Raw genomic sequence first — 21,446 nt, 5'->3', positions numbered from 1 at the left:
TACGCTGTGGAATATGTTCACCGTTAAGTGAGGGAAACCATGTCTGGCTGGTTAAATCAATTGCAATCCCTGTTAGGGCAGAAAACATCGTCTGGCGAACGGGACCTCAGCAAACTGCTGGTACCCGGGGCGCTCGGCGGGCTGGCAGGCCTGCTGGTCGCGAATAAATCCTCGCGCAAGCTGCTGGCAAAGTACGGGACAGGCGCACTGCTGGCCGGTGGGGGCGCCATCGCGGGCACCGTGCTGTGGAATAAATACAAGGACAGGGTTAGGACCGCGCACAGCGATGAACCGCATTACGGCGAGCACACCTCGCCGCTGGATCTGCGTACCGAGCGGCTCATTCTTGCGCTGGTCTTTGCCGCGAAAAGTGACGGGCATATTGACGATAAAGAGCGAGCGGCGATCGAGCAGCAGCTGCGCGAGGCCGGCGTTGAAGAGAAGGGCAGAACGCTGGTGGCGCAGGCCATCGAGCAGCCTCTGGAGCCGCAGCGTCTGGCGCAAAGCGTGAAAAATGAGGAAGAGGCGCTTGAACTCTATTTCCTCAGCTGTGTCGCCATCGATATCGATCACTTTATGGAGCGGAGCTACCTTAACGCCCTGGGCGATGCGTTAAAGATCCCTCAGGACGTGCGTGAAGGCATTGAGCGGGACATCCGGGAGCAAAAACAGGCGTTACAGGGATAGTTCTCGCCGTTGCGACCCGGTTTCGCTTGCATCATGCGTGGGTTTTGCCAACCTTATAGGGTGTAAAACGAAAAAGAATGACGACATGCCACCGAAAGCCCGACGTATACCTTATGCGATCACCACGCATGGCGATACGCGTATAGACAACTATTACTGGCTACGGGACGATTCTCGCTCCCGGCCAGAAGTACTCGACTACCTGCACGAGGAAAACGACTATGGCCGCAAGGTCATGTCCAGCCAGCAGACGCTTCAGGACCAGCTGCTGAATGAAATGGTGCAGCGTATTCCCCAGCGCGATATCTCCGCGCCCTGGACCAAAAATGGCTATCGCTATCGCCATATTTACGAGCCCGGCAATGAGTATCCCATCTACCAGCGTCAGTCGGTGTTAAGCGCCGAATGGGATGCGTGGGATATTCTGCTGGATGCCAACCAACGCGCCGCCCACAGCGAGTTTTATACCCTTGGCGGCATGTCCATTTCGCCTGACAACGCGGTAATGGCACTGGCGGAGGATTACCTCTCCCGTCGCCAGTACGGCCTGCGGTTTCGCAATCTGGACACCGGCAACTGGTATCCGGAAATGCTGGAAAACGTCTCCCCGGATTTTGTCTGGGCGAATGATTCGGAAACGGTTTACTACGTAAAAAAGCACGCGTCAACGCTGCTCCCTTACCAGGTGTGGCGACATACCGTGGGAACGGACTCCGCTGACGACGAGCTGGTTTACGAAGAGAAAGACGAAACGTTTTATGTCAGCCTGCATAAAACTTCCTCACGCCACTATGTGATTATCTTCCTTGCCAGCGCGACGACGTCGGAAGTTCTGCTGCTGGATGCCGAACTGCCGGACGCCCAGCCGCTCTGTTTCCTGCCGCGCCGCAAGGATCACGAGTACAGCCTGGATCACTTCCAGCACAGCTTTTATTTGCGCTCCAATCGCGAGGGCAAAAACTTTGGTCTCTATAAAACCAAAGTGCGCGATGAGCGCAAGTGGGAGGTGCTTATCCCCGCGCGGGATCAGGTGATGCTGGAAGGGTTCACCCTGTTTACCGACTGGCTGGTGGTGGAAGAGCGTCAGCGCGGGCTGACCAGTATCCGGCAAATCAACCGAAAAACCCGGGAAGTGGTGGGGATTGCATTCGATGACCCGGCCTACGTGACGTGGATTGGTTTCAACCCTGAACCTGAATCGTCGCGGTTGCGCTACGGCTACTCCTCCATGACCACGCCGGACACCCTGTTTGAGCTGGATATGGATACCGGGCAGCGGCAGGTGATTAAACAGACCGAGGTCAAAGGGTTTGAGTCTGAAAACTACCGCAGCGAGCACCTGTGGGTTATCGCCCGCGATGGCGTTGAGGTCCCGGTCTCGCTGGTCTATCACAAAGGCCATTTCCAGAAAGGCAAAAACCCGATCCTGGTGTACGGCTATGGCTCGTATGGCTCAAGCATGGATGCCGATTTCAGCAGCAGTCGGTTAAGCCTGCTCGATCGCGGCTTTGTTTTCGCCATCGCCCACATTCGCGGCGGCGGTGAGCTGGGCCAGCACTGGTATGAAGACGGGAAATTCCTGAAAAAGAAAAACACCTTCAATGATTACCTCGACGTCTGCGATGCGCTGATTGAGCAGGGCTATGGCGATCCGCAGCTCTGCTTTGGCATGGGGGGCAGCGCGGGCGGCATGCTGATGGGGGCGGTCATCAACCAGCGTCCCGATCGCTTTAAGGGGATTGTCGCGCAGGTACCGTTTGTCGATGTGGTCACGACTATGCTCGATGAATCCATTCCCCTTACCACCGGGGAGTTTGAGGAGTGGGGAAATCCGCAGGATGAGATGTACTACCGCTATATGAAAGAGTACAGCCCGTACGATAACGTGGAGGCGCAAGCCTACCCGCATATGCTGGTCACCACCGGTTTGCATGATTCTCAGGTGCAATACTGGGAGCCGGCAAAATGGGTAGCGAAACTGCGAGAGCTGAAAACCGATGACAACCTGCTGCTGCTGTGTACCGACATGGATTCCGGACACGGGGGTAAATCGGGCCGATTTAAATCGTACGAAGGCGTTGCCCTGGAATATGCCTTTTTAATAGGCCTGGCGCAGGAAACGCTGCCAGGCCGTGCAGAGCGTTAAGCATCGCCCAGATAATGTTTCAGCGTTAAGCGCAGCTCCGGGCTCATTCTGTCGAGGTTGTTATACAGCCAGCGCAAATAGCCCGGATCTTTATCCGCCACCTCGGACACCGGCTTTCCGCGATATTTACCAAACGTAAACGTGGTCAGCAGCGCGGGACGTCCGGTGATCGTCGCCATATCATCCGGTGTCCAGCCAGAGATATTCATAATATCAATCAGCAGCGCGGCGGTGATATAGCAGTCATACAGCGCGCGGTGATGGTGAAGCCCCTCAGGGGTACGGACGCTGAGCTTGCGGGACTTGTACAGCGCCATGTTGCTGTATTTAATCCCCGGCCAGAGACGACGCGCCAGCTTCATGGTGCAAATCCATTCCCCCGGCATTTCAGGCAACACCCGGCGGTCAAAGCTGGCGTTGTGCGCGACGTACCACGGACTACCGTAGTAGTGGGGAATGATCTCTTCGATCCACGGCTTATCCGCCACCATCGATTCGGTAATGCGATGGATAGCCATCGCCTGAGGGCTGATGGGACGATCGGGACGCACCAGATGGCTCATGGGGTTGACGATTTTACCATCAACCACGTCGACAGAGGCCACTTCAACTATTCCGCCCTGAAGATCGCAAGTTTCGGTATCGATGACGCGCAGCATTGAAAACTCCTGAGCTTAAAACGCCTAGCCTAAAGGAATGATATCGCCTTGCCAACCCTCTCCGCCGAGCGTGCCGGTCACCAGAAGCTCGCCCTTATCCGCGCGCACGATCAGCTGGCCTTTTTCATCCCACAGCGCGCTGCCGCCGCAGGCGTTCGCCATCAGCACCGCAATGGCATATTTATGCGCGAAGCGCTGCAGGTTACTGATGGACTGCCGCCAGCGATTATCCCCCACCGACTGGCAGCTGGTAACAAGCGTTGCTCTGGGATCGAGATTGGGAGAATCGGGATGTGCATCAAGGATGCTAAGGTGCTTGTCCCCCGGCACCAGGCTGGCTCCGCGCCCTTGCGGATAGCGCAAAATGCGATGGCGAGCAGGCGAAAACAGCACAAGGCCTTTCTGGCGCTGGCCATTCTGCTCCAGGGGGAGTCCTGCAATAACGGTAATCTGGTAAAAATGTGCTGCATTAAGCAGCGGCTCCAGCTGCGCGTCATCGGGCGGGGGAGGTAACGTCGGCGCGCCAGAGCCCGTTAATGAGAGTTCAGGGAAAACCAGCAGATCACACCGCTGCCGTGCTGCTTCGGCGATGAAGCGCAGGTGGTGCTTAACATGGTCATTCACAGTCTGATGCAGCCCGCCATACTGGGCTGCCGCTATATTCCAATGTGACATCGTGACTTCCTTATACACTGAGTCGCAGAGATTTAAGAATACACCTAAAATAATCAGGGTTTTCTTATCCTGCCAGATTCAGCGTAAGGAAGTGTAACGACTCGTTAAGCTTATTTAACTTTAGGCTCGTACGGTAAACGGGAGAGGTTGACCGAGGCAAGGCGGTGGGCGATGAGTCTTTCGCGAAACCAGTCGCGCAGATGGGCGGGCTGTTCCCGTTCCACGACTTCAGCCACGACGGGCATGTTGTAACGCTCTTTGAACGCGACGCCAGCGGCAGCGAGATCGACATTCACTTTATCCATCTCGTCCTGCGGAAGGGCGGCCAGATTGATCTTCATTACCTTCTCCTTTTTCTGCGGCGGCAACGTTACCGCGATTGCACGACGATGACAAGCGGAGGCAGGATGATCCTCGACTCGTTTATTATACAGCGTTATTCTTTAGCATACAGACATAACAAAAAGGAATGATTGCGATGGGTTTCTCCACCTCCCGCGCGGTATGCGCACTGGTTTTCGTAGCCTCGATAATGATGGCGCCCTCCGTGCTGGCACATGCACATCTTAAACAGCAGAGCCCGGCAGCGGACAGCGTGGTGAGCGCTCCGCAGGCACTTACGCTGAATTTTTCAGAAGGCATCGAACCGGGATTTAGCGGTGTGGTGGTGACGGATGCACAAAAGCAGGTCATCAAAACGGGAACCGCCACGCGCGACGAAAAGAACAAGGCGCAACTCACAGTTCCGCTGGAACAAACGCTGACGTCAGGGACGTACCAGGTAGACTGGCATGTCGTCTCCGTAGACGGGCATAAAACCAAAGGCAGCTATCACTTTAGCGTGAAATAGCATGCTGGCGCTGTGTTTTATCGGGTTGCGCTTTATCCATTTCGGGGCGCTGATGCTGGTGTTTGGCAATGCGCTTTACAGCGTCTGGTTTGCGCCTTCCTCTCTCCACCGTCTGATGTCCCGGCGATTCCAGTCGCAGCAGAAAGTGGCGGCCATAGTGAGCCTTGCGGCAGCGGTCCTGATGTTTATGCTGCAGGGCGGATTGATGGCTAATGGCTGGGGAGATGCGGTAAACCCGCAAGTCTGGCACAGCCTGATGGGGACACAGTTTGGCGGCGTCTGGCTGTGGCAAATTATACTCGCTGCGATCACGGTCGGCGCAGCATGGCTCGCACCGCTGAAAGGTTCGCGGCTGCTGCTGCTCGCAATGGGACAGCTTATCCTGCTGGCTGGGGTAGGGCACGCGGCGATGAACGACGGTCCGACGGGGGCGTTGCAGCGTCTTAATTATGCTATTCATCTGATCTGCGCCGCCACCTGGCTCGGCGGGTTACTGCCTCTGCTGTTCTGCATGCGCCTGGCGAAAGGGCGCTGGCAGAATGCCGCCATCTTTACCATGATGCGTTTCTCGCGCGTGGGGCATTACGCCGTTGCGGGCGTGCTGCTCTCCGGGGTGATAAATGCACTCATGATACTGGGCCTCGATATTCCCTGGCAGGCTGGCTACGTGCAGTTTTTGTTGTTCAAATGTGCGCTGGTGGCATTGATGGTGGTAATTGCGCTGGCAAATCGGTATTTTCTGGTGCCACGGTTTCGTCCGGAGACCGGGCGAGCACAACAGATTTTTATCAGGATGACACAGGCAGAAGTGGTGCTGGGAGCGCTGGTGCTGGCAACGGTCAGTCTGTTTGCCACCTGGGAACCCTTCTGACAAGGTTAAATATCATATGAAAAAGACAGTACTTTCTCTCTTATTGCTGGCCTGTACGGGGAGCGCGCTTGCCGCACCGCAGGTTATCACCGTGAGTCGTTTTGAAGTGGGTAAGGACAAATGGGCGTTCAATCGCGAAGAGGTGATGCTGACCTGCCGTCCTGGTCATGCGCTGTATGCCATCAACCCGAGCACGCTGGTGCAATACCCGCTGAATGATACCGCAGAGCAGCAGGTAGCCAGCGGCAAGAGCAGCGGCCAGCCGATTAGCATTATTCAAATCGATGACCCGTCGCATCCGGGACAAAAAATGAGTCTGGCACCGTTTATTGAGCGCGCCGACAAGCTCTGCTAACGTTCGGGTTTCCAATAAAAAACCGCAGATGCTTGCGAAAGCACTGCGGTTTTTCACTTTTAATGATGCTCTGGCGCTTTTTTTCCGACCGCTTTAGCTGCGGACTGGAAAACCTGGCGCCGTCATCTATTCTTAAAAGGCAAGGCGACTTAGCCTGCATTAATGCCAACTTTTAGCGCACGGCTCTCTCCCAAGAGCCATTTCCCTGGACCGAATACAGGAATCGTATTCGGTCTCTTTTTATCTGTATGTTTTTCAAAGCATTGTTCGGTGTTGACTCGAAATCACCCGAAACTTTCTCGAACTTTCCATATCCTGTCTAAACCATAACATACTCAGGACCGCGTGCGTCCAGGGTTTTTTGGGATCTTTGTTAAAATTTTGTGGCAGAGTGACCGCTGAGCAAACGCCCTCTGCGGTGCGAAAGGGCAACTCGTAAGTTAAATAATGAACGCGCTGAATTTGTCTTTATGGCGGACAATGTACTCCGGAAAGTTTTCAACCGTTAGCTCTTGCTTGATTAACGTCCTGTCGCGCCCCCAGATATCTTCCGCGTTTTTAATGACCTTCATGATGTGTTCCGGGTTGTTAAACTCAGGTAGATCGTATTCAGTATGGGATATGGTCGACATTTTTTCTGAGATGCGCTCGGGTGTCATTACCCAAGAGAAATGCCAGCCACCATTTTCAATGATGCTGTTGTTAATCTTGAACCAGTTCCACTTTAGCCAGGACCAGTTTTTAACGCTTCGGGTGCGTTTAAGATTCCTGAATGATTCAGGTTCGCCGCCAAAGAAACTAACGAGATTTTTATATTGTGTGGCTCGCGGTAATTTGCATTTTCTTGGCGTGTTGTCAGTATTAAAAACCTGCAGGTTGAACTGATAATTATAGAAATTCTGATAAATAGTGGTGCAGAGCTTTTTGGGATTTATCGATGCTACCACCTGGGGAGAAAATATCTCATCGACATCGGAAACTAAAATCAAATCATCATCGTTGGCATGCGTCAAACCCTGCATGATGGCATTCCTCTGCGCGGCTTCATTTGCCCACGCATCCACCACCATACCCTCTGGCAGACCCGGAATCACTTCTCGGGCCGGATGAGATTCTTCAGCAGCTTTCGTAATCGGTTCTTTATCATGCACAACGTAGATAATTTTATCTTTAAACTGACTGTATTTATTAATGTCAAAATGCAGCTGCCTCTTTTTACCGGTAAAGGTATGCGTTGACTCAACGATAACGAAGCGATCGACAACGTCCGCGAGCGTGTTCAGCCTGATTTCGAGAAGCATATCTTCATCGTAATATAAGAAGCAGTCATAGATCATTACCGAAGTCCCTCATTTTTTGCGCCCACATTGCGCTTTTCCCAACGCATTCGCCGGTATCATTTCGCGCAATGCTAACTGAGCGCACTTGCCCTGCGCAAGAGTGCACTGCTTTATCATTCCTCTTTTAAACAGAATGCATCCGCTATGCAGTGGGCGAAGGCGCCAGCCAGGCTTAAAAATGGGACTTAACGGATGCCTCTATTTCATCGAGCAGCTCAAAGCGACGGCGGTATTCGGCACGTTTTTTACTGGCAATCTCTTCAAGCGATTTACGCTCCATTTGCAGCGGCAACTGCCAGCAGAAGGCCGAAAGCTTTTTACCGTCCAGTGATGCCCAAAATTCATCGTAGCTGGCGTGGAAATGGCGGCCTTTGCTCAGGCGATATCGCAAGGCGCGGAAAACGTGCCCCTCGTCGCTGACGGCAAAAATCGCCCGGACAGATGACTGTGCAGCCAGCTGAAAAAGAACTTCCATCAATACGCGCTTAGGGAACAGGCCGTGACAGGCGCGGGTGGCCTGCTTAATGACGTCTCGCGATACGCTGCGACGGGGCCCCTGAAGCCCGCCGATGACTATGACTTGCTGACCGTTACTGCGCGCGACGCTAAAGGTCAGACTCGCCAGCAGCGTATCCTCGTTGTCGCGTAGCCACAGCGTGCTTTCGCCTTCGCGCTCGGCTTTCCCGGCAGAGGATGCATTGACCGTATAGGTTACACCGTCTTTGGCATGGAACTGCACAACGGCTTGCTCCTGTGGGCTGCTCAGGGCCTGAGCGAGACCGCTCTCTTTCAGGCTATCAACCCAGGAGTAATGGTTGACGATAGCGTCGGCGCGATCGTTAGCCGTCAGGCCGCGCATCAGATACTGTCGGTGGGTCTTGCTGGGCAACGTAATTTGAGAGGCCAGCAGTCTGTCAAAATCGTCGCGCCCCGAAAGGGCTTCCAGCATGCGATGGGTGGAAGACCAGAACAGAAGCGAGCGTAAAAGGAACTTCAGGCGATATTCGCGTTTGCGCCAGATCGGCCCCGGCACGCGTTTGCCGTTCACCAGCTCGGAAATAATATTTGTGCGATGCGGATAAAAAACATCGTTATGCAGGTGCGTATTAGACACGTGATGACCCCTCTTTTTTTATACCCTTATTCTAAAGAGCCAATAAAAAGGGATTAATAGCGCGAGGATCTTTATTTCTGTTTGGTTTACCGTTTGTTTCACTTCGTGACGACCGCGCCTGTCTGTCGCCTTTTCTGCGGCGGCTATACTGTTTAAAGGAGGTTCTATGTATCAACGAATTGAAGGTGGGATGTGGCGTCACGTCTGGGTTGTCAGCGATATACACGGTTGTTACCAGTGGCTTATGGATGAGCTTAAACGCCGTCACTTTAACCCGTATGAGGATTTACTTATTTCGGTCGGGGATGTGATCGATCGTGGCCCTGATAGCGTTAAATGCCTGCAGTTAATTCATGAAAAATGGTTTCGTGCCGTGCGGGGAAACCATGAGCAAATGGCTCTCGACAGTCTGGATAATAACGATTTTTCTCTCTGGACGATGAATGGCGGAATGTGGTTTTCGCATCTTGAACGCGACCAGCAACAGCTTGCCATGTCGTTGCTCGATGCCTGTCGCGATTTACCGCATATCATCGAGATAACCTGTGCGAACGGTCTGAATGTGATTGCCCATGCTGATTATCCGGCCGCGGAATACCGGTGGCAAAAACCGGTTAGCGCCCAGCGCGTCTTATGGAACCGCGACAGGCTGATGGAATTTATGGTGGGCAAAGGAGAGGGCATCAGCGGCGCGGATCATTTCTGGTTTGGGCATACGCCCCTCGACAGAAGATACGATTTTAATAATCTTCACTACATTGATACGGGGGCTGTTTTCGACGGTTACTTCACGCTGGCGCAGCTGCAGTAATAAATAACCCGCCTTCGGGCGGGTTCTCTTTAGGTCAGGCAAGACGCATGACCCAGGCATCGGTTTTACTATCGTAATGCTCGCGGTAAAGGACAGAATGTTCGCCATCAAGTATTGCCGGGACGCTGGTGTCTGCATCCCATGCATCGAGCTGCATGCACAAATCCGGGTCGGATTTGCAGGGAATACTTAACGTTCGATCGCCTTGTGCTTCGCCGCGCAGCTCTGCGTCGTCGATCTCAAAAGCGCCAATACGCACGTTGGTTTTCGTCATAGTGCTCTCCGGGTCGGTTGTCAAAATCTGGTATGACCAGTGCGATCACCCATTTTTGATCGTAGACAAGGAGAGCAAAATCGCCAGTAAAAAAATGCGCTTTTTATCAATCCGTGCGATCGTTACCGGTAAACAGCCGACCGTCCCGAACCAGCTCGCGCGGATAGCTGTTTTTCAGCCTTGAGCCGACCTTTTTTGCCAGCCCCAGCGGATATCCCTGATACGTCACTATCACTTCATCGTCAGATGGCGTGCTGTCCGGATAGACATCGCGGCCACGGTACCACTCCTCTGCTTCCTGATGCGTCAGGGCAAAGTTATTCTCGCATCCGGCAAGGGCGATTACGGCCTCATGCTGCCAGCGATAGCCTTTGTTATGCACTTCCGCCAGGCGGATCCCGATTCGCGAAAAACGGACCTTTCCGATGAGCGGCTCGATCTGTGCCGGGAACAGCCATATCTCTTTATCACGCATCCAGAGATGCAGGCTCTCATCCCATACCAGCCCAACCTTTTTAGCGGCGGCTTCAAGCTGTGCTGCATCGCGACCTTTAAGGGGGGCAAACGGGAAGTTGCCGACCTTGAATTTAGGCGCGGGCAGGGGAGCCACCGCCTGCGTTTTACGCAAGCGCGCCACAAAGAACCCTTCGCAGTCGTAAATCTGCGGGAACACGTGGAGGAAACCCTCCGGGGTGACCGCCTCCTGTGCTGAGGCAAACAGATCGTTAAGCGGCAGGAACTCAACTGCCTCCGGGTAGTTCGCTTTCAGCCACAGGCAGATGTCTTCGTTTTCATCGCGGTTTAAGGTGCACGTTGAATAGACCAGCGTGCCGCCAGGGCGCAACGCGTGAAATGCGCTCTCGATCAGCTCTCGCTGCGTGGCGGCGATCTCAAGGTTGCTTTCCACTGACCAGTTTTTCAAAGCATCGGGATCTTTACGTACCACCCCTTCGCCGGAGCAGGGGGCATCCAGCAGAATCGCATCAAAAGCTTCCGGCAAGGCGGCGCCAAACACGCGTCCGTCGAAGTGCGTCAGGGCAACATTATGAATACCGCAGCGGCTGATGTTGGCATGCAACACCTTCACGCGGCTGGCGGAAAACTCGTTGGCGAGGATCGCCCCGTGGTTACCCATCCGGGCGGCAATTTGCGTGGTTTTTGAGCCGGGCGCCGCGGCAACATCCATCACGCGCTCAGGCGCATTGCCATCGGCGAACAGGGCGGCCACCGGCAGCATCGAGCTGGCTTCCTGAATATAGAACAGGCCGCTAAGATGCTCAGCCGTACTGCCCAGCGGTAGGGAGGCTTCGTCATCGCGTTCGATCCAGAACCCCTCAGCGCACCACGGTACCGGCGTAAGCTGCCAGCCGTACGGCGAGACCAGCGCCAGAAAATCCTCGACGCTGATTTTCAGCGTGTTGACGCGAATACTTCGGCGTAACGGACGCTGGCAGGCGGCGATAAAATCATCTAATGACAGGTGAGAAGGAAGCGCCTCGCGCATCTGCGCCAGGAATTGTTCAGGAAGAAATACGGAGTTTTGAGCCACGGGCACACCACAGGGAAAAGTTCAGGTGCGCAGTGTAACATAAAGGCTCCGGTGCGTTGACACCGGAGCCTTGCAGATTAACGCGGCAGGGCGGTTCCCCATTCGCGCCACTCTTTCGGTTCGCTTTCGAGCAGCAGGAAGTGTTTACCCGGCTGCGCTTTCGGCGCCAGCGGCGTGCCCGGCGGCGTGGCAAACGCGATACCGCCGCGAATGAACTGGTTAAAGGTGCCGGTTTTCACCACGCCACCCGTCAGGCCAAAGTCCAGCGAATAGCCGGATGCCAGCCAGAATACCGAGTTATTACGGACCAGGTGCTGGTAACGCTCGCTGATGCGTAAAGCCACCATCACGCGGTCGGAGAGCGTACCGAGCGTCAGGCCCGTGACCGTACCCACCTCAATGCCGCGGAACAGTACCGGGGTGCCGATGCTCAGCGAGCCGGCTTCCGGCACTTCCACCACGATGCTCAGGCCGCCAAGGTAGCGCGAGTCGGTGATCGTGGCTTCCTGCAGCTCGAAATCACGACGGGCATTGCCCTGGCCCGGCTCCACGTTGATGTAAGGCTGCAAAATGGTGTCGAGATGCTCAACGCCCGCGGCCGAGATCTGCGGCGTGACCACCGAGAAGCGCGAACCCGTGCGGGCGAAGGTCTGCACATATTCCGGGTACAGCACGGCGGTGGCCTGCACCTCGTTGCGCGAGGTGATCAGCGTCAGTTTCTGGATCTGTCCGATATCAATGCCCAGATAGCGAATTGGCATGCCTTCCGCCAGCTTGCCGGCATCAAACGCGTGCAGGGTAATCTGTCCACCCACGGCGCGTGCGGCGGTTTCGGACGGGAAGAGAATACGCTTATCGCCTTTGCGCAGATTCGCACCCGCGCCGCTGAGGTTATCGAAGCTTATCGCCCCGCGCAGGGCGCGTGACAGCGGGGAGGCCTGCACGGTCAGGCCGTTACCGTTAAGCTGAACTTTCGCGCCGCCTTCGGCCCAGAAGACGCTGTTTGGCGTCAGCAGCTTGCGGTACTCCGGCTTGATATGCAGTTCGATATCAAACGCGTCCGCACGCGGGCGAACGGTGATCACTTCCCCGACTTCAAACTTGCGATACAGCACCACGGATCCTGCCTGTACGTCCGGCAGCGTCTCGGCGCTTAATGTCAGCGTGGTGGTAGGGAGATCGCTCAGGCTGTTTTCAACCGCTTTCTCCAGGTTGGCATACAGCGGATAGCTGTCGCGAACGGGGCCTTTATCGCCGGGCAGAATGCGGATACCGCCGTTAACCCATTCGCTGGCGCTGGCGCCGAGGAACTCCACGCCATCCAGTCCCACCTTCACATCGACGCGACTGTTCACCACGAATTTGCTGTCACCGTGCACCAGGTCGCTGTACTGCGGATCGATGGCGACCGAGAAGGTCACGCCATTCGCGGAGAGCTTACGCTCCAGCACCTGGCCGACCTGCACGCCGTGTAAAATTAACGGCTGACCGGCTTCGATTCCGTAACTTTCTGGCGCATTCAGCGTGACGGTCACTACGCCCGGCTTTTGCAGCAGGGATTTATCCGCCGGGGCAATCACGAAGCTATTGCTGGGTTCACCTTCGCCGGGGATGAGCTCAAACGTATTGCCGGTCAACAGCGTGCTGAGGCTGGCATCGTTCAGGGAGAGCTTTGGACTGCGCATTTCGATACGCGTTTTCTCGCGCAGGAGATCGACCACGCTCGGATCGACCGTCATTTCGCCGGTGACCGAGCCGCCCGGGTTGAGCGTCATTTTGGTGAGCTGACCAACCTGCAGCCCCTGATACATCAGCGGCGTTGAACCCGCTTTTAGCCCCTTAGCATCGGGCAGGGCGAGTTTGACGATCACGCCGCGCTGGCTGTGCGCCAGGTCAGCGTACAATCCAAATGAGTCATCCGCGGTGGCAGGGCTTGAGTTTTCCGGGGAGTCAAAGGCAATGGCACCATTCACCAGCGCGGCCAGACTTTCCAGCTTCACTTTCGCACCGCTCAGGCTGACGTCCGCATCCACGCCGGAGACGTTCCAGAAGCGGCTGCCTTTTTTCACCAGATTGGTGAAGCGACGCTCGATCAGCACGTCGATGGTGACGCCCTGTTTATTCGGGTTGATCGCGTAATCATACACGCGGCCAACCGGGATTTTGCGGAAATAGACCAGTGAGCCACTGTTCAGAGAACCGAGATCCGGCGCCTGCAGATGGATCATTAAATCGCCGTTGTTGAGGCGGTACTTGGGCTGTGTATCCAGGGCGACAAAGTGATCCTGCGGCTCTCCTTTACCCGGCATCATGCCAATATAGTTACCGCCCACGAGCGCATCCAGCCCTGACACGCCGGCCAGAGACGCTTTTGGCGTGACCAGCCAGAACTGCGTTTCGCTGCGCAGGGCATCCTGCATGTCAGATTTAATACTGACCCGCACCTGAATCTTGTTCAGCCCTTTTCCAAGGGAGATGTCCTGAACCGTACCCACTTCAACCCCCTGGAAGCGAACGGGCGTTCGCCCGGCGACGATGCCGTCGGCGGTCTGGAAATCAATGGTGACGGTACTCCCGCGATCTTCATAGCTCGTCCAGATCAGCCAGCCTGCAATCATCAGGGCGATGACGGGCAGCAACCAGAATGGCGAAATGCGGCGTTTTGTTTTAATTCTCGCTTCAGTCGGCGAAGCGGGGGTTTCCTGACTCATGTGCATCCCAAAGTAAGCGGCTATCCAGCCATTCCACAGCAAGAATAGTCAATATCACCGCAGAGCCGAAATAAAAAGCCGCGGGTCCCATTGTAAAAGCAAGTAGCTGGTCGCGATTGATGAGCGACATCATCAGCGAAATCACGAACAGATCTAACATTGACCAGCGGCCAATCCAGGTGACGAACCGCAGCAGCAGAATGCGGGTCCGTAAGCCTTGTTCACACTTAAAGTGAATGCTGATGAGCAGGGTAAACATCACCACCACTTTGGTAAAGGGAACCAGGATACTGGCAATAAAGACGATCGCCGCCACCCCGACGTTGCTGTGCGCAAGGGAGATAATCCCGGAGAGGATGGTATCCTCCTGACGCCCGCCATTCACGTAAATGATGGAAATCGGCAGCATATTGGCTGGGATCAGAAACACCAGAGAAGCGATCAGCGCGGCCCAGCATTTTTGCAGGCTGTTGTTGCGCCGCAGTCTCAACGGAATGTGGCACCGCGGGCAGCGCCCACGCGCGTCGGGCAAGCCGGTATAGTGACATCCCAGACAGACGCGCAGATTTTCATCAGGACGCGTGGCGGGGCGCTGAGGGTAAAATCGCTCCCAGAGCTGTTCAACGTTCAGGTGGATAAGCGTCAGTATGCTCAGCAACACCAGGCTGATGAAAGCAAAGAGTCCGATGCCGGGCTGCAAAAAGGCGTAGTCCTGCACCTTTATTGACGCAACGCCCACGCCCACCAGATAAATATCCAGCATTACCCACTCTTTGAGCTTATCCAGCATCAGCAGCACCGGACGAAGGTTCATGCCGAGAATATTGCCAAACCACAGATAGGCAATGGCGGCGACCAGCACCAGCGGCGCGCCAACGGTACAGAACAGCACCATGGCAGCGGTGATGGGATCCCCCTGACGGGTCATCTGCCAGATCCCCTGCAGCACGTTGGCGTCAATACGTACGCCAAGCAGGTAGAGCTTCAGCAGCGGTTCGCTCCAGGCGAAGGGCATCAGCAGCAGCATGGTGACGGCCATAGCGGCGAGGCGGGTCAACGACCAGTCACGGCCATCGCGAATTTTGGCGTCGCAGCGCGGACAAAAGGCACTTTGGTGCGATTTCATCTTCGGCAACATAAAAAGCGTATCGCACTGGGGGCAACGCTGATAATGTGCACGTGGCAAAGCTTCGCTTACCGTATGGACAGTTATCTTTCTTGTCGGCGTAATTTTGGTTGTTTTTAAGGCCATCAGCTGCGCACAAATAAGTATTGTTGAAAGTTATAATAACTCATGAACGGATTCATCTTGAGCATGAGCGCATTTAATGCTTATTTTAATAGGCTATGCGGTAAATTTGTAAGACAACTAAGTGATTGAATAATGAACAAAACAGAATTCTACGCGGATCTTAACCGCGATTTTAAGGCATTGATGGCGGGTGAGACCAGCTTCTTAGCCACTCTGGCAAATACTAGCGCATTGCTGTTTGAACGTCTCTCTGACGTGAACTGGGCAGGCTTTTACCTCCTTGAAGGTGACACGCTGGTGCTCGGCCCGTTCCAGGGCAAACTGGCCTGTGTGCGTATTCCGGTAGGGCGTGGCGTATGCGGCACGGCGGTGGCCGAAAATCAGGTCCAGCGTGTGGAAGACGTTCATGCGTTTGACGGACACATTGCCTGTGATGCCGCCAGTAATTCTGAAATCGTTCTGCCGCTGGTGGTCAAAAATCAGATTATTGGCGTTCTGGATATCGACAGCACGGTCTTCAGTCGCTTTACAACCGAGGACGAACAGGGGCTGCGCGAGCTGGTGGCCAATCTGGAAAACGTACTCGCTGCAACCGATTATCAAAAATTCTTTGCGAGCGTCGCAGGATAATCAACGGATAACGTAGCATTTACTGATAGCGTCATTATAATGACGCCTGTTCATGCCTGCGCTTGTTGGCAACGTCCGTTGTAATCAGGAAATTTCATGGAAAATCAACCTAAGTTGAATAGCAGTAAAGAAGTTATCGCATTTCTGGCCGAGCGTTTCCCGCAGTGCTTCAGCGCGGAAGGTGAAGCTCGTCCCCTGAAAGTCGGTATTTTTCAGGATCTGGTGGCGCGTGTTGAAGGGGAAATGAACCTCAGCAAAACTCAGCTGCGTTCCGCCTTACGTCTTTATACTTCGAGCTGGCGTTACCTGTACGGTATCAAACCTGGCGCGACCCGCGTGGATCTCGACGGCAACCCGTGTGGTGAGCTTGACGAGCAGCACGTTGAGCACGCGCGTAAGCAGCTTGAAGAAGCCAAAGCACGCGTTCAGGCACAACGTGCAGAACAGCAGGCGAAAAAACGCGAAGCCGCAGCGGCAAACGGCCAGGAAGAAGCGCCTCGTCGTGAGCGTAAACCACGCCCTGCGCCGCGTCGTCACGATAATAACGATCGCAAACCGCGTGCAGACAAACCAGCAGCAAAAGCCCCGCGTGCCCCTCGTGAAGAGCCGCGCCATACGCCGGTTTCTGACATTAACGCCCTGAGCGTAGGTCAGGCACTGAAGGTTAAAGCGGGTAACAATGCTATGGACGCCACCGTACTGGAAATCACCAAAGATGGCGTTCGTGTACAGCTGACTTCTGGTATGTCAATGATTGTACGCGCAGAACACTTGTTGTTCTGAAACGGAGGCCAAGCCTGGCATGAACACTTTTTTTAAGCTCACCGCGCTGGCGGGCCTGTTTGCTATAACAGGTCACGCTTTTGCAGTGGACGATATCACGCGTGTTGATCAAATTCCGGTGCTCAAGGAAGAGACGCAGCACGCGACGGTGAGCGAGCGCGTGACCTCACGTTTTACCCGCTCGCACTATCGTCAGTTCGATCTCGATCAGGCCTTTTCGGCCAAAATCTTTGACCGCTATCTGAACTTGCTGGATTACAGCCATAACGTTTTGCTCGCCAGCGATGTCGAGCAGTTCGCTAAGCGCAAATCCGAGGTGGGTGACGAGTTGCGTTCAGGCAAGCTGGATCTGTTCTACGATCTCTACAACCTGTCGCAAAAGCGCCGCTTTGAACGCTATCAGTACGCGCTGAAAGTGCTGGAACGTCCGATGGACTTCACCGGTACTGACACCTTTAATCTGGATCGCAGTAAAGCACCCTGGCCGAAAGATGAAGCCGAGTTGAACGCGCTGTGGGACGGTAAAGTTAAATACGACGAACTGAGCCTTAAGCTGACGGGCAAAGACGAAAAAGAGATCCGTGACACGCTGACGCGTCGTTACAAATTTGCCATTCGTCGTCTGGCGCAGACCAACAGTGAGGATGTTTTCTCACTCGCGATGACCGCCTTTGCGCACGAAATCGATCCGCACACCAACTATCTCTCTCCACGCAACACCGAACAGTTCAATACCGAGATGAGCCTGTCTCTGGAAGGTATCGGCGCGGTGCTGCAGATGGACGATGATTACACGGTGATCAATTCCATGGTCGCGGGTGGCCCGGCATCCAAAAGCAAAGCGATTAGCGTAGGCGATCGCATTGTGGGTGTAGGACAAACAGGCCAGAACATGGTCGACGTGATCGGCTGGCGTCTCGATGACGTGGTCGCGCTGATCAAAGGTCCGAAAGGCAGCAAGGTTCGTCTGGAAATTCTGCCTGCCGGTAAAGGCACCAAAACCCGTATCGTTACCCTGACCCGCGAGCGTATCCGTCTGGAAGACCGCGCGGTGAAAATGTCGGTGAAAACCGTGGGTAAAGAGAAGGTGGGTGTTCTGGATATTCCTGGCTTCTACGTGGGGCTGACTGACGATGTGAAGGTTCAGCTGCAGAAGCTTGAAAAGCAGAACGTCAGCAGCATTATCATCGACCTGCGCAGTAACGGCGGCGGGGCGCTGACGGAAGCGGTTTCACTCTCCGGTCTGTTCATTCCATCTGGCCCGGTGGTTCAGGTGCGCGATAACAACGGTAAAGTGCGTGAAGATGCCGACAACGACGGTGTGGTCTACTACAAAGGCCCGCTGGTGGTCCTGGTTGACCGCTTCAGTGCTTCCGCGTCTGAAATCTTTGCCGCTGCAATGCAGGACTATGGCCGCGCGCTGATCGTCGGTGAGCCAACCTTCGGGAAAGGTACCGTTCAGCAGTATCGCTCTCTGAATCGTATTTACGATCAGATGCTGCGTCCGGAATGGCCTGCGCTGGGCTCGGTTCAGTACACCATTCAGAAATTCTACCGCGTGAACGGCGGCAGTACGCAGCGTAAGGGCGTAACGCCGGACATCATGATGCCGACAGGCACGGAAGAGACCGAAACCGGCGAGAAGTTTGAAGATAACGCCTTGCCGTGGGACAGCATCAATGCCGCGACCTACGTGAAAGCGGGTGATATGACGCAATTTGGCCCTGAACTGCTGAAAGCGCATAACGACCGTATCGCGAAAGATCCGGAGTTCCAGTACATCATGAAGGACATTGCACGGTTCAATGCCCTGAAAGATAAGCGGAATATCGTTTCTCTTAACTACGCTCAGCGTGAGAAAGAGAACAACGAAGACGATGCAACCCGCCTGGCGCGTATCAACGATCGCTTCAAGCGCGAAGGTAAGCCTCTGCTTAAGAAACTGGACGATCTGCCAAAAGATTACCAGGAGCCGGATCCGTATCTGGACGAGACGGTGCATATCGCTCTCGACCTGGCGAATCAGGAAAAAGAGAAACCTGCCGTACAGCCCGCTCCGGCAAAATAACCTCCCAACAGGCACAAGAAATTGTGCCTGTTTCTTTTTGTTCTGCATCCTTCCGTCAGCCAGATTTCCAATTGTGTAAAGTTGTGTCTTTCTGGTGACTTACGCCCGCCGGATGCTTGAAAATAGCCGCAATACCCATACGATGTGGGTAATCGCATAGTGCGTTTTGTTAAACTGAGGTAAAAAGAAAATTATGATGCGAATCGCGCTCTTCCTGCTCACCAACCTGGCGGTTATGGTGGTTTTCGGGCTCGTGCTAAGCCTGACAGGAATTCAGTCGAGCAGCGTTCAGGGTCTGTTGATTATGGCGCTGCTGTTTGGTTTTGGTGGCTCGTTCATCTCCCTGCTGATGTCGAAGTGGATGGCACTGAAATCGGTGGGTGGTGAGGTTATTGAACAACCGCGTAACGATATGGAACAGTGGCTGATGAATACGGTGGCTCAGCAATCCCGACAGGCCGGGATCGCCATGCCGCAGGTGGCGATTTATCATGCCCCGGACATCAACGCTTTCGCCACGGGCGCCCGTCGCGATGCGTCACTGGTTGCCGTCAGTACAGGTTTGCTGCAGAACATGAGCCGTGACGAGGCCGAAGCGGTTATTGCCCACGAAATCAGCCATATCGCAAACGGTGACATGGTGACCATGACCTTGATTCAGGGCGTGGTGAACACCTTCGTGATCTTCATCTCCCGTATTTTGGCGCAGATCGCGGCAGGCTTTATGGGTGGCAACCGTGACGAAGGCGAAGAGAGCAATGGCAACCCGCTGATTTACTTTGCCGTGTCGATGGTTCTGGAGCTGGTATTCGGTATTCTGGCCAGCATCATCACCATGTGGTTCTCCCGTCACCGTGAATTCCACGCGGATGCCGGCTCGGCGAAGCTGGTTGGTCGTGAGAAGATGATTGCCGCGCTGCAGCGTCTGAAAACCAGCTACGAGCCGCAGGAAGCGAACAGCATGATGGCCTTCTGCATTAACGGTAAATCCAAATCGTTGAGCGAGCTGTTTATGTCTCACCCGCCGCTGGATAAACGTATCGAAGCGCTGCGCAGTGGGGAATACCTGAAGTAACGCTAAGAACCCTAATAAGCCGGGCAGGAGAATACTCCGCCCGGCTTTTTTTATGCCTGAACCCTGGGCTGGGTCACCCGCAGGCCGCTGATGACCGCCGCGAGGGAAGCAAGGGCACCTGCGGTGAGAAGCGCAACATGGTTGCCGTTTTGTCCGGCAAGGTTAAACATCAGGGCGACCAGCGCTGCGCCGCTGCTTTGTCCCAGAAGGCGTGCGGTCCCCAGCATGCCGCTGGCACCTCCGCTGCGATGGCGCGGGGCGGAGGTGATAATGGTGTGATTGTTAGGAGACTGGAACAGGCCAAACCCCGCGCCGCACAGGATCATGCGCCAGATGATGTCCAGATCCGTTGGCGATGACGGTAGCAGAGCAAGCGCGAAAAGGCCTGTCGCCATCACCGCCAGCCCCAATGCTCCCAGTAAACCTGCATGGACGCGTTCAATTAAGTAACCTGCCAGCGGAGCCATCACCATTGTCGCCAGCGGCCAGGGGGTTAACAGCAGGCCGGTTTCCACTTCTGAACGGCCTACCACGCTCTGCAGAAAGAAGGGCAGAGAAACCAGGGCCAGCATCTGGGCGCAAAACGAGCAGACAGACGTGCAAATGGAGAGGGAAAAGAGGGGAATACGCAGCAGATCGACTGGCAGTAAAGGCACGGGGAGAGTGAGCTGGCGGCGAACAAAGAAGAAGCCGATCGCCAGCAGGGCGATGAGCTCCGCGCCGGTAAGCATCAGAGACTGTCCCTGCGCAAAGCCGCTCAGCGCCGTAATCAGCAGGCCAAAGGTCAGGGCATTCATCACCGCACTCGCCACATCGAAGCGCGGCATGGTGCTTTTGGGACCGTTAGCAGGAAGAAAGCGCAGGGCAAAGAATATAGCGACGATACCCAGCGGCACGTTGATGGCGAACAGCCATTGCCATGACGCAACGGAAAGGATCGCCGCCGCAATGGTAGGCCCGGCGGCGGAAGAGACGGCGACAATAAACGAGTTTATCCCCATTCCGCGCCCCAGATGACGCTGCGGATAAATTAAGCGGATCAACGCCGTGTTTACGCTCATCAGCGCCGCGCCGCCAAACCCCTGCGCAATGCGGGCAAGCGTCAGGGTATGCAGTGAATCTGAAAGGGCGCATAACAACGACGTGAAGGTGAAAACCACCAGACCGCACTGATAGACCCGACGGTAACCGAACATATCGCCCAGGAAAGAGAACGAGAGCAGGGAAACCACAATCGCAATCTGATAGGCGTTGACGATCCATATCGAACTGGCGGGAGAGGCATGCAGGTCGCTGGCGATGGTTGGCAGGGCAACGTTCGCGATTGCGCCGTCAAGGACGGCCATTGAGATACCGATAATGATGGTCGCTATAGCGCCGTACCGCTGGGGTAATGGCAGGCCATCGGAAAGGGTTTTTTCCATTAGGATTAAAAAAGCTCAGCGTGAAATTATTCTCAGGATAACTATTTTAGCATTGTTACAGCCGCGATATGTCGCAGATTTGTAACGAAGTAAACGCGGATTGATTGCAGGTGACATGACGGGAACTTATAATAAAAACCGGTTCTGATTTTTATAAAACACTCTCTATGAG

20 protein-coding genes are annotated in these 21,446 nt (G+C 54.8%); 10 read left to right on the top strand and 10 right to left on the bottom strand.

From position 1 onward, the window contains the following. Nucleotides 1–39 precede the first annotated feature (39 nt). Together ACOTZB_RS15695 and ptrB are read left to right on the top strand one after the other, a co-directional pair. The gene (locus ACOTZB_RS15695; protein ID WP_421627720.1) at nucleotides 40–687 is read left to right on the top strand and encodes a tellurite resistance TerB family protein; all 648 of its coding nucleotides are present in this window, start codon (nucleotides 40–42) and stop codon (nucleotides 685–687) included. 85 nt (nucleotides 688–772) lie between these two features. After that, entirely contained in the window at nucleotides 773–2,833 is a 2,061-nt protein-coding gene (gene ptrB, locus ACOTZB_RS15690) for an oligopeptidase B (protein WP_421627718.1), read from the top strand. On the opposite strand, the gene exoX is transcribed toward ptrB, so the two are convergent. From exoX to ACOTZB_RS15675, 3 genes are all read right to left on the bottom strand, one after another. Continuing rightward, nucleotides 2,830–3,492, bottom strand: a complete 663-nt coding sequence (gene exoX / locus ACOTZB_RS15685) for an exodeoxyribonuclease X (protein WP_010432611.1) — start codon at nucleotides 3,490–3,492, stop codon at nucleotides 2,830–2,832. The genes ptrB and exoX overlap by 4 nt on opposite strands. Before the next feature lie 24 nt (nucleotides 3,493–3,516). Next, nucleotides 3,517–4,167, bottom strand: a complete 651-nt coding sequence (locus ACOTZB_RS15680; protein WP_421627717.1) for a nitrilase-related carbon-nitrogen hydrolase — start codon at nucleotides 4,165–4,167, stop codon at nucleotides 3,517–3,519. A gap of 110 nt (nucleotides 4,168–4,277) precedes the next feature. Then, nucleotides 4,278–4,508, bottom strand: a complete 231-nt coding sequence (locus tag ACOTZB_RS15675) for a DNA polymerase III subunit theta (protein ID WP_008500465.1) — start codon at nucleotides 4,506–4,508, stop codon at nucleotides 4,278–4,280. 137 nt (nucleotides 4,509–4,645) lie between these two features. On the opposite strand from ACOTZB_RS15675, the gene yobA reads away from it, so the two are divergent. The 3 genes from yobA to ACOTZB_RS15660 are packed head-to-tail and all read left to right on the top strand — an operon-like array spanning nucleotide 4,646 to nucleotide 6,243. Next, the gene (gene yobA, locus ACOTZB_RS15670) at nucleotides 4,646–5,017 is read left to right on the top strand and encodes a CopC domain-containing protein YobA (RefSeq protein WP_421627716.1); all 372 of its coding nucleotides are present in this window, start codon (nucleotides 4,646–4,648) and stop codon (nucleotides 5,015–5,017) included. Between the two features lies 1 nt (nucleotide 5,018). After that, nucleotides 5,019–5,888: a copper homeostasis membrane protein CopD gene (gene copD, locus ACOTZB_RS15665; protein ID WP_421627715.1), complete on the top strand. Its 870-nt coding sequence runs from the start codon at nucleotides 5,019–5,021 to the stop codon at nucleotides 5,886–5,888. 16 nt (nucleotides 5,889–5,904) lie between these two features. Next, on the top strand, nucleotides 5,905–6,243 hold the full coding sequence (locus tag ACOTZB_RS15660; protein ID WP_039263646.1) for a YebY family protein: 339 nt from the start codon (nucleotides 5,905–5,907) through the stop codon (nucleotides 6,241–6,243). Between the two features lie 440 nt (nucleotides 6,244–6,683). Here the strand turns inward: ACOTZB_RS15660 and ACOTZB_RS15655 are convergent, their stop codons facing one another. Continuing rightward, nucleotides 6,684–7,580, bottom strand: a complete 897-nt coding sequence (locus ACOTZB_RS15655; RefSeq protein ID WP_126330129.1) for a benzoate transporter — start codon at nucleotides 7,578–7,580, stop codon at nucleotides 6,684–6,686. Between the two features lie 175 nt (nucleotides 7,581–7,755). Continuing rightward, on the bottom strand, nucleotides 7,756–8,697 hold the full coding sequence (locus ACOTZB_RS15650) for a VirK/YbjX family protein (protein WP_421627714.1): 942 nt from the start codon (nucleotides 8,695–8,697) through the stop codon (nucleotides 7,756–7,758). 166 nt (nucleotides 8,698–8,863) lie between these two features. On the opposite strand from ACOTZB_RS15650, the gene pphA reads away from it, so the two are divergent. Then, entirely contained in the window at nucleotides 8,864–9,508 is a 645-nt protein-coding gene (pphA, locus tag ACOTZB_RS15645) for a protein-serine/threonine phosphatase (RefSeq protein WP_421627713.1), read from the top strand. A 34-nt stretch (nucleotides 9,509–9,542) separates the two neighbouring features. On the opposite strand, the gene ACOTZB_RS15640 is transcribed toward pphA, so the two are convergent. The 4 genes from ACOTZB_RS15640 to yebS form a co-directional block, all read right to left on the bottom strand. Then, on the bottom strand, nucleotides 9,543–9,782 hold the full coding sequence (locus ACOTZB_RS15640; RefSeq protein ID WP_262770487.1) for a YebV family protein: 240 nt from the start codon (nucleotides 9,780–9,782) through the stop codon (nucleotides 9,543–9,545). Nucleotides 9,783–9,888: 106 nt separating this feature from the next. After that, the gene (rsmF, locus tag ACOTZB_RS15635; RefSeq protein WP_421627712.1) at nucleotides 9,889–11,331 is read right to left on the bottom strand and encodes a 16S rRNA (cytosine(1407)-C(5))-methyltransferase RsmF; all 1,443 of its coding nucleotides are present in this window, start codon (nucleotides 11,329–11,331) and stop codon (nucleotides 9,889–9,891) included. 77 nt (nucleotides 11,332–11,408) lie between these two features. Then, entirely contained in the window at nucleotides 11,409–14,042 is a 2,634-nt protein-coding gene (locus ACOTZB_RS15630; protein WP_047652308.1) for a PqiB family protein, read from the bottom strand. Continuing rightward, nucleotides 14,011–15,294 carry a membrane integrity lipid transport subunit YebS gene (gene yebS / locus ACOTZB_RS15625; RefSeq protein ID WP_023312213.1) on the bottom strand — a complete coding sequence of 428 codons (1,284 nt, stop codon included), beginning with the start codon at nucleotides 15,292–15,294 and terminating at the stop codon, nucleotides 14,011–14,013. Before yebS ends, ACOTZB_RS15630 begins: the two co-directional genes overlap by 32 nt. A gap of 132 nt (nucleotides 15,295–15,426) precedes the next feature. Here yebS and ACOTZB_RS15620 point away from each other — a divergent pair, with 132 nt between their 5' ends. From ACOTZB_RS15620 to htpX, 4 genes are all read left to right on the top strand, one after another. Continuing rightward, nucleotides 15,427–15,924 carry a GAF domain-containing protein gene (locus ACOTZB_RS15620; protein ID WP_047652307.1) on the top strand — a complete coding sequence of 166 codons (498 nt, stop codon included), beginning with the start codon at nucleotides 15,427–15,429 and terminating at the stop codon, nucleotides 15,922–15,924. Between the two features lie 96 nt (nucleotides 15,925–16,020). Next, entirely contained in the window at nucleotides 16,021–16,707 is a 687-nt protein-coding gene (gene proQ, locus ACOTZB_RS15615) for an RNA chaperone ProQ (RefSeq protein WP_014884292.1), read from the top strand. 19 nt (nucleotides 16,708–16,726) lie between these two features. Further along, nucleotides 16,727–18,775 carry a carboxy terminal-processing peptidase gene (prc, locus tag ACOTZB_RS15610; protein WP_029741991.1) on the top strand — a complete coding sequence of 683 codons (2,049 nt, stop codon included), beginning with the start codon at nucleotides 16,727–16,729 and terminating at the stop codon, nucleotides 18,773–18,775. A 193-nt stretch (nucleotides 18,776–18,968) separates the two neighbouring features. Then, a complete protein-coding gene (gene htpX / locus ACOTZB_RS15605; protein ID WP_014884290.1) occupies nucleotides 18,969–19,850 on the top strand; it encodes a protease HtpX in 882 nt (293 codons plus the stop codon). Nucleotides 19,851–19,900: 50 nt separating this feature from the next. On the opposite strand, the gene ACOTZB_RS15600 is transcribed toward htpX, so the two are convergent. Continuing rightward, nucleotides 19,901–21,274, bottom strand: a complete 1,374-nt coding sequence (locus tag ACOTZB_RS15600; RefSeq protein ID WP_023312209.1) for an MFS transporter — start codon at nucleotides 21,272–21,274, stop codon at nucleotides 19,901–19,903. Nucleotides 21,275–21,446 lie beyond the last annotated feature (172 nt).

The organism is Enterobacter cloacae complex sp. SHL020 (genome assembly GCF_049236945.1).
Taxonomy (GTDB): domain Bacteria; phylum Pseudomonadota; class Gammaproteobacteria; order Enterobacterales; family Enterobacteriaceae; genus Enterobacter; species Enterobacter dykesii.
This window is presented reverse-complemented; position numbering and strand designations above follow the sequence as displayed.

Coding starts and splice junctions, on each gene's coding strand:
- htpX (WP_014884290.1), top strand. CDS start 18,969: ATGATGCGAATCGCGCTCTTCCTGCTCACCAACCTGGCGGTTATGGTG.
- ACOTZB_RS15680 (WP_421627717.1), bottom strand. CDS start 4,167: ATGTCACATTGGAATATAGCGGCAGCCCAGTATGGCGGGCTGCATCAG.
- ACOTZB_RS15675 (WP_008500465.1), bottom strand. CDS start 4,508: ATGAAGATCAATCTGGCCGCCCTTCCGCAGGACGAGATGGATAAAGTG.
- prc (WP_029741991.1), top strand. CDS start 16,727: ATGAACACTTTTTTTAAGCTCACCGCGCTGGCGGGCCTGTTTGCTATA.
- ptrB (WP_421627718.1), top strand. CDS start 773: ATGCCACCGAAAGCCCGACGTATACCTTATGCGATCACCACGCATGGC.
- ACOTZB_RS15600 (WP_023312209.1), bottom strand. CDS start 21,274: ATGGAAAAAACCCTTTCCGATGGCCTGCCATTACCCCAGCGGTACGGC.
- yobA (WP_421627716.1), top strand. CDS start 4,646: ATGGGTTTCTCCACCTCCCGCGCGGTATGCGCACTGGTTTTCGTAGCC.
- ACOTZB_RS15630 (WP_047652308.1), bottom strand. CDS start 14,042: ATGAGTCAGGAAACCCCCGCTTCGCCGACTGAAGCGAGAATTAAAACA.
- yebS (WP_023312213.1), bottom strand. CDS start 15,294: ATGGCCTTAAAAACAACCAAAATTACGCCGACAAGAAAGATAACTGTC.
- ACOTZB_RS15655 (WP_126330129.1), bottom strand. CDS start 7,580: ATGATCTATGACTGCTTCTTATATTACGATGAAGATATGCTTCTCGAA.
- pphA (WP_421627713.1), top strand. CDS start 8,864: ATGTATCAACGAATTGAAGGTGGGATGTGGCGTCACGTCTGGGTTGTC.
- ACOTZB_RS15640 (WP_262770487.1), bottom strand. CDS start 9,782: ATGACGAAAACCAACGTGCGTATTGGCGCTTTTGAGATCGACGACGCA.
- copD (WP_421627715.1), top strand. CDS start 5,019: ATGCTGGCGCTGTGTTTTATCGGGTTGCGCTTTATCCATTTCGGGGCG.
- ACOTZB_RS15620 (WP_047652307.1), top strand. CDS start 15,427: ATGAACAAAACAGAATTCTACGCGGATCTTAACCGCGATTTTAAGGCA.
- exoX (WP_010432611.1), bottom strand. CDS start 3,492: ATGCTGCGCGTCATCGATACCGAAACTTGCGATCTTCAGGGCGGAATA.
- ACOTZB_RS15695 (WP_421627720.1), top strand. CDS start 40: ATGTCTGGCTGGTTAAATCAATTGCAATCCCTGTTAGGGCAGAAAACA.
- ACOTZB_RS15660 (WP_039263646.1), top strand. CDS start 5,905: ATGAAAAAGACAGTACTTTCTCTCTTATTGCTGGCCTGTACGGGGAGC.
- proQ (WP_014884292.1), top strand. CDS start 16,021: ATGGAAAATCAACCTAAGTTGAATAGCAGTAAAGAAGTTATCGCATTT.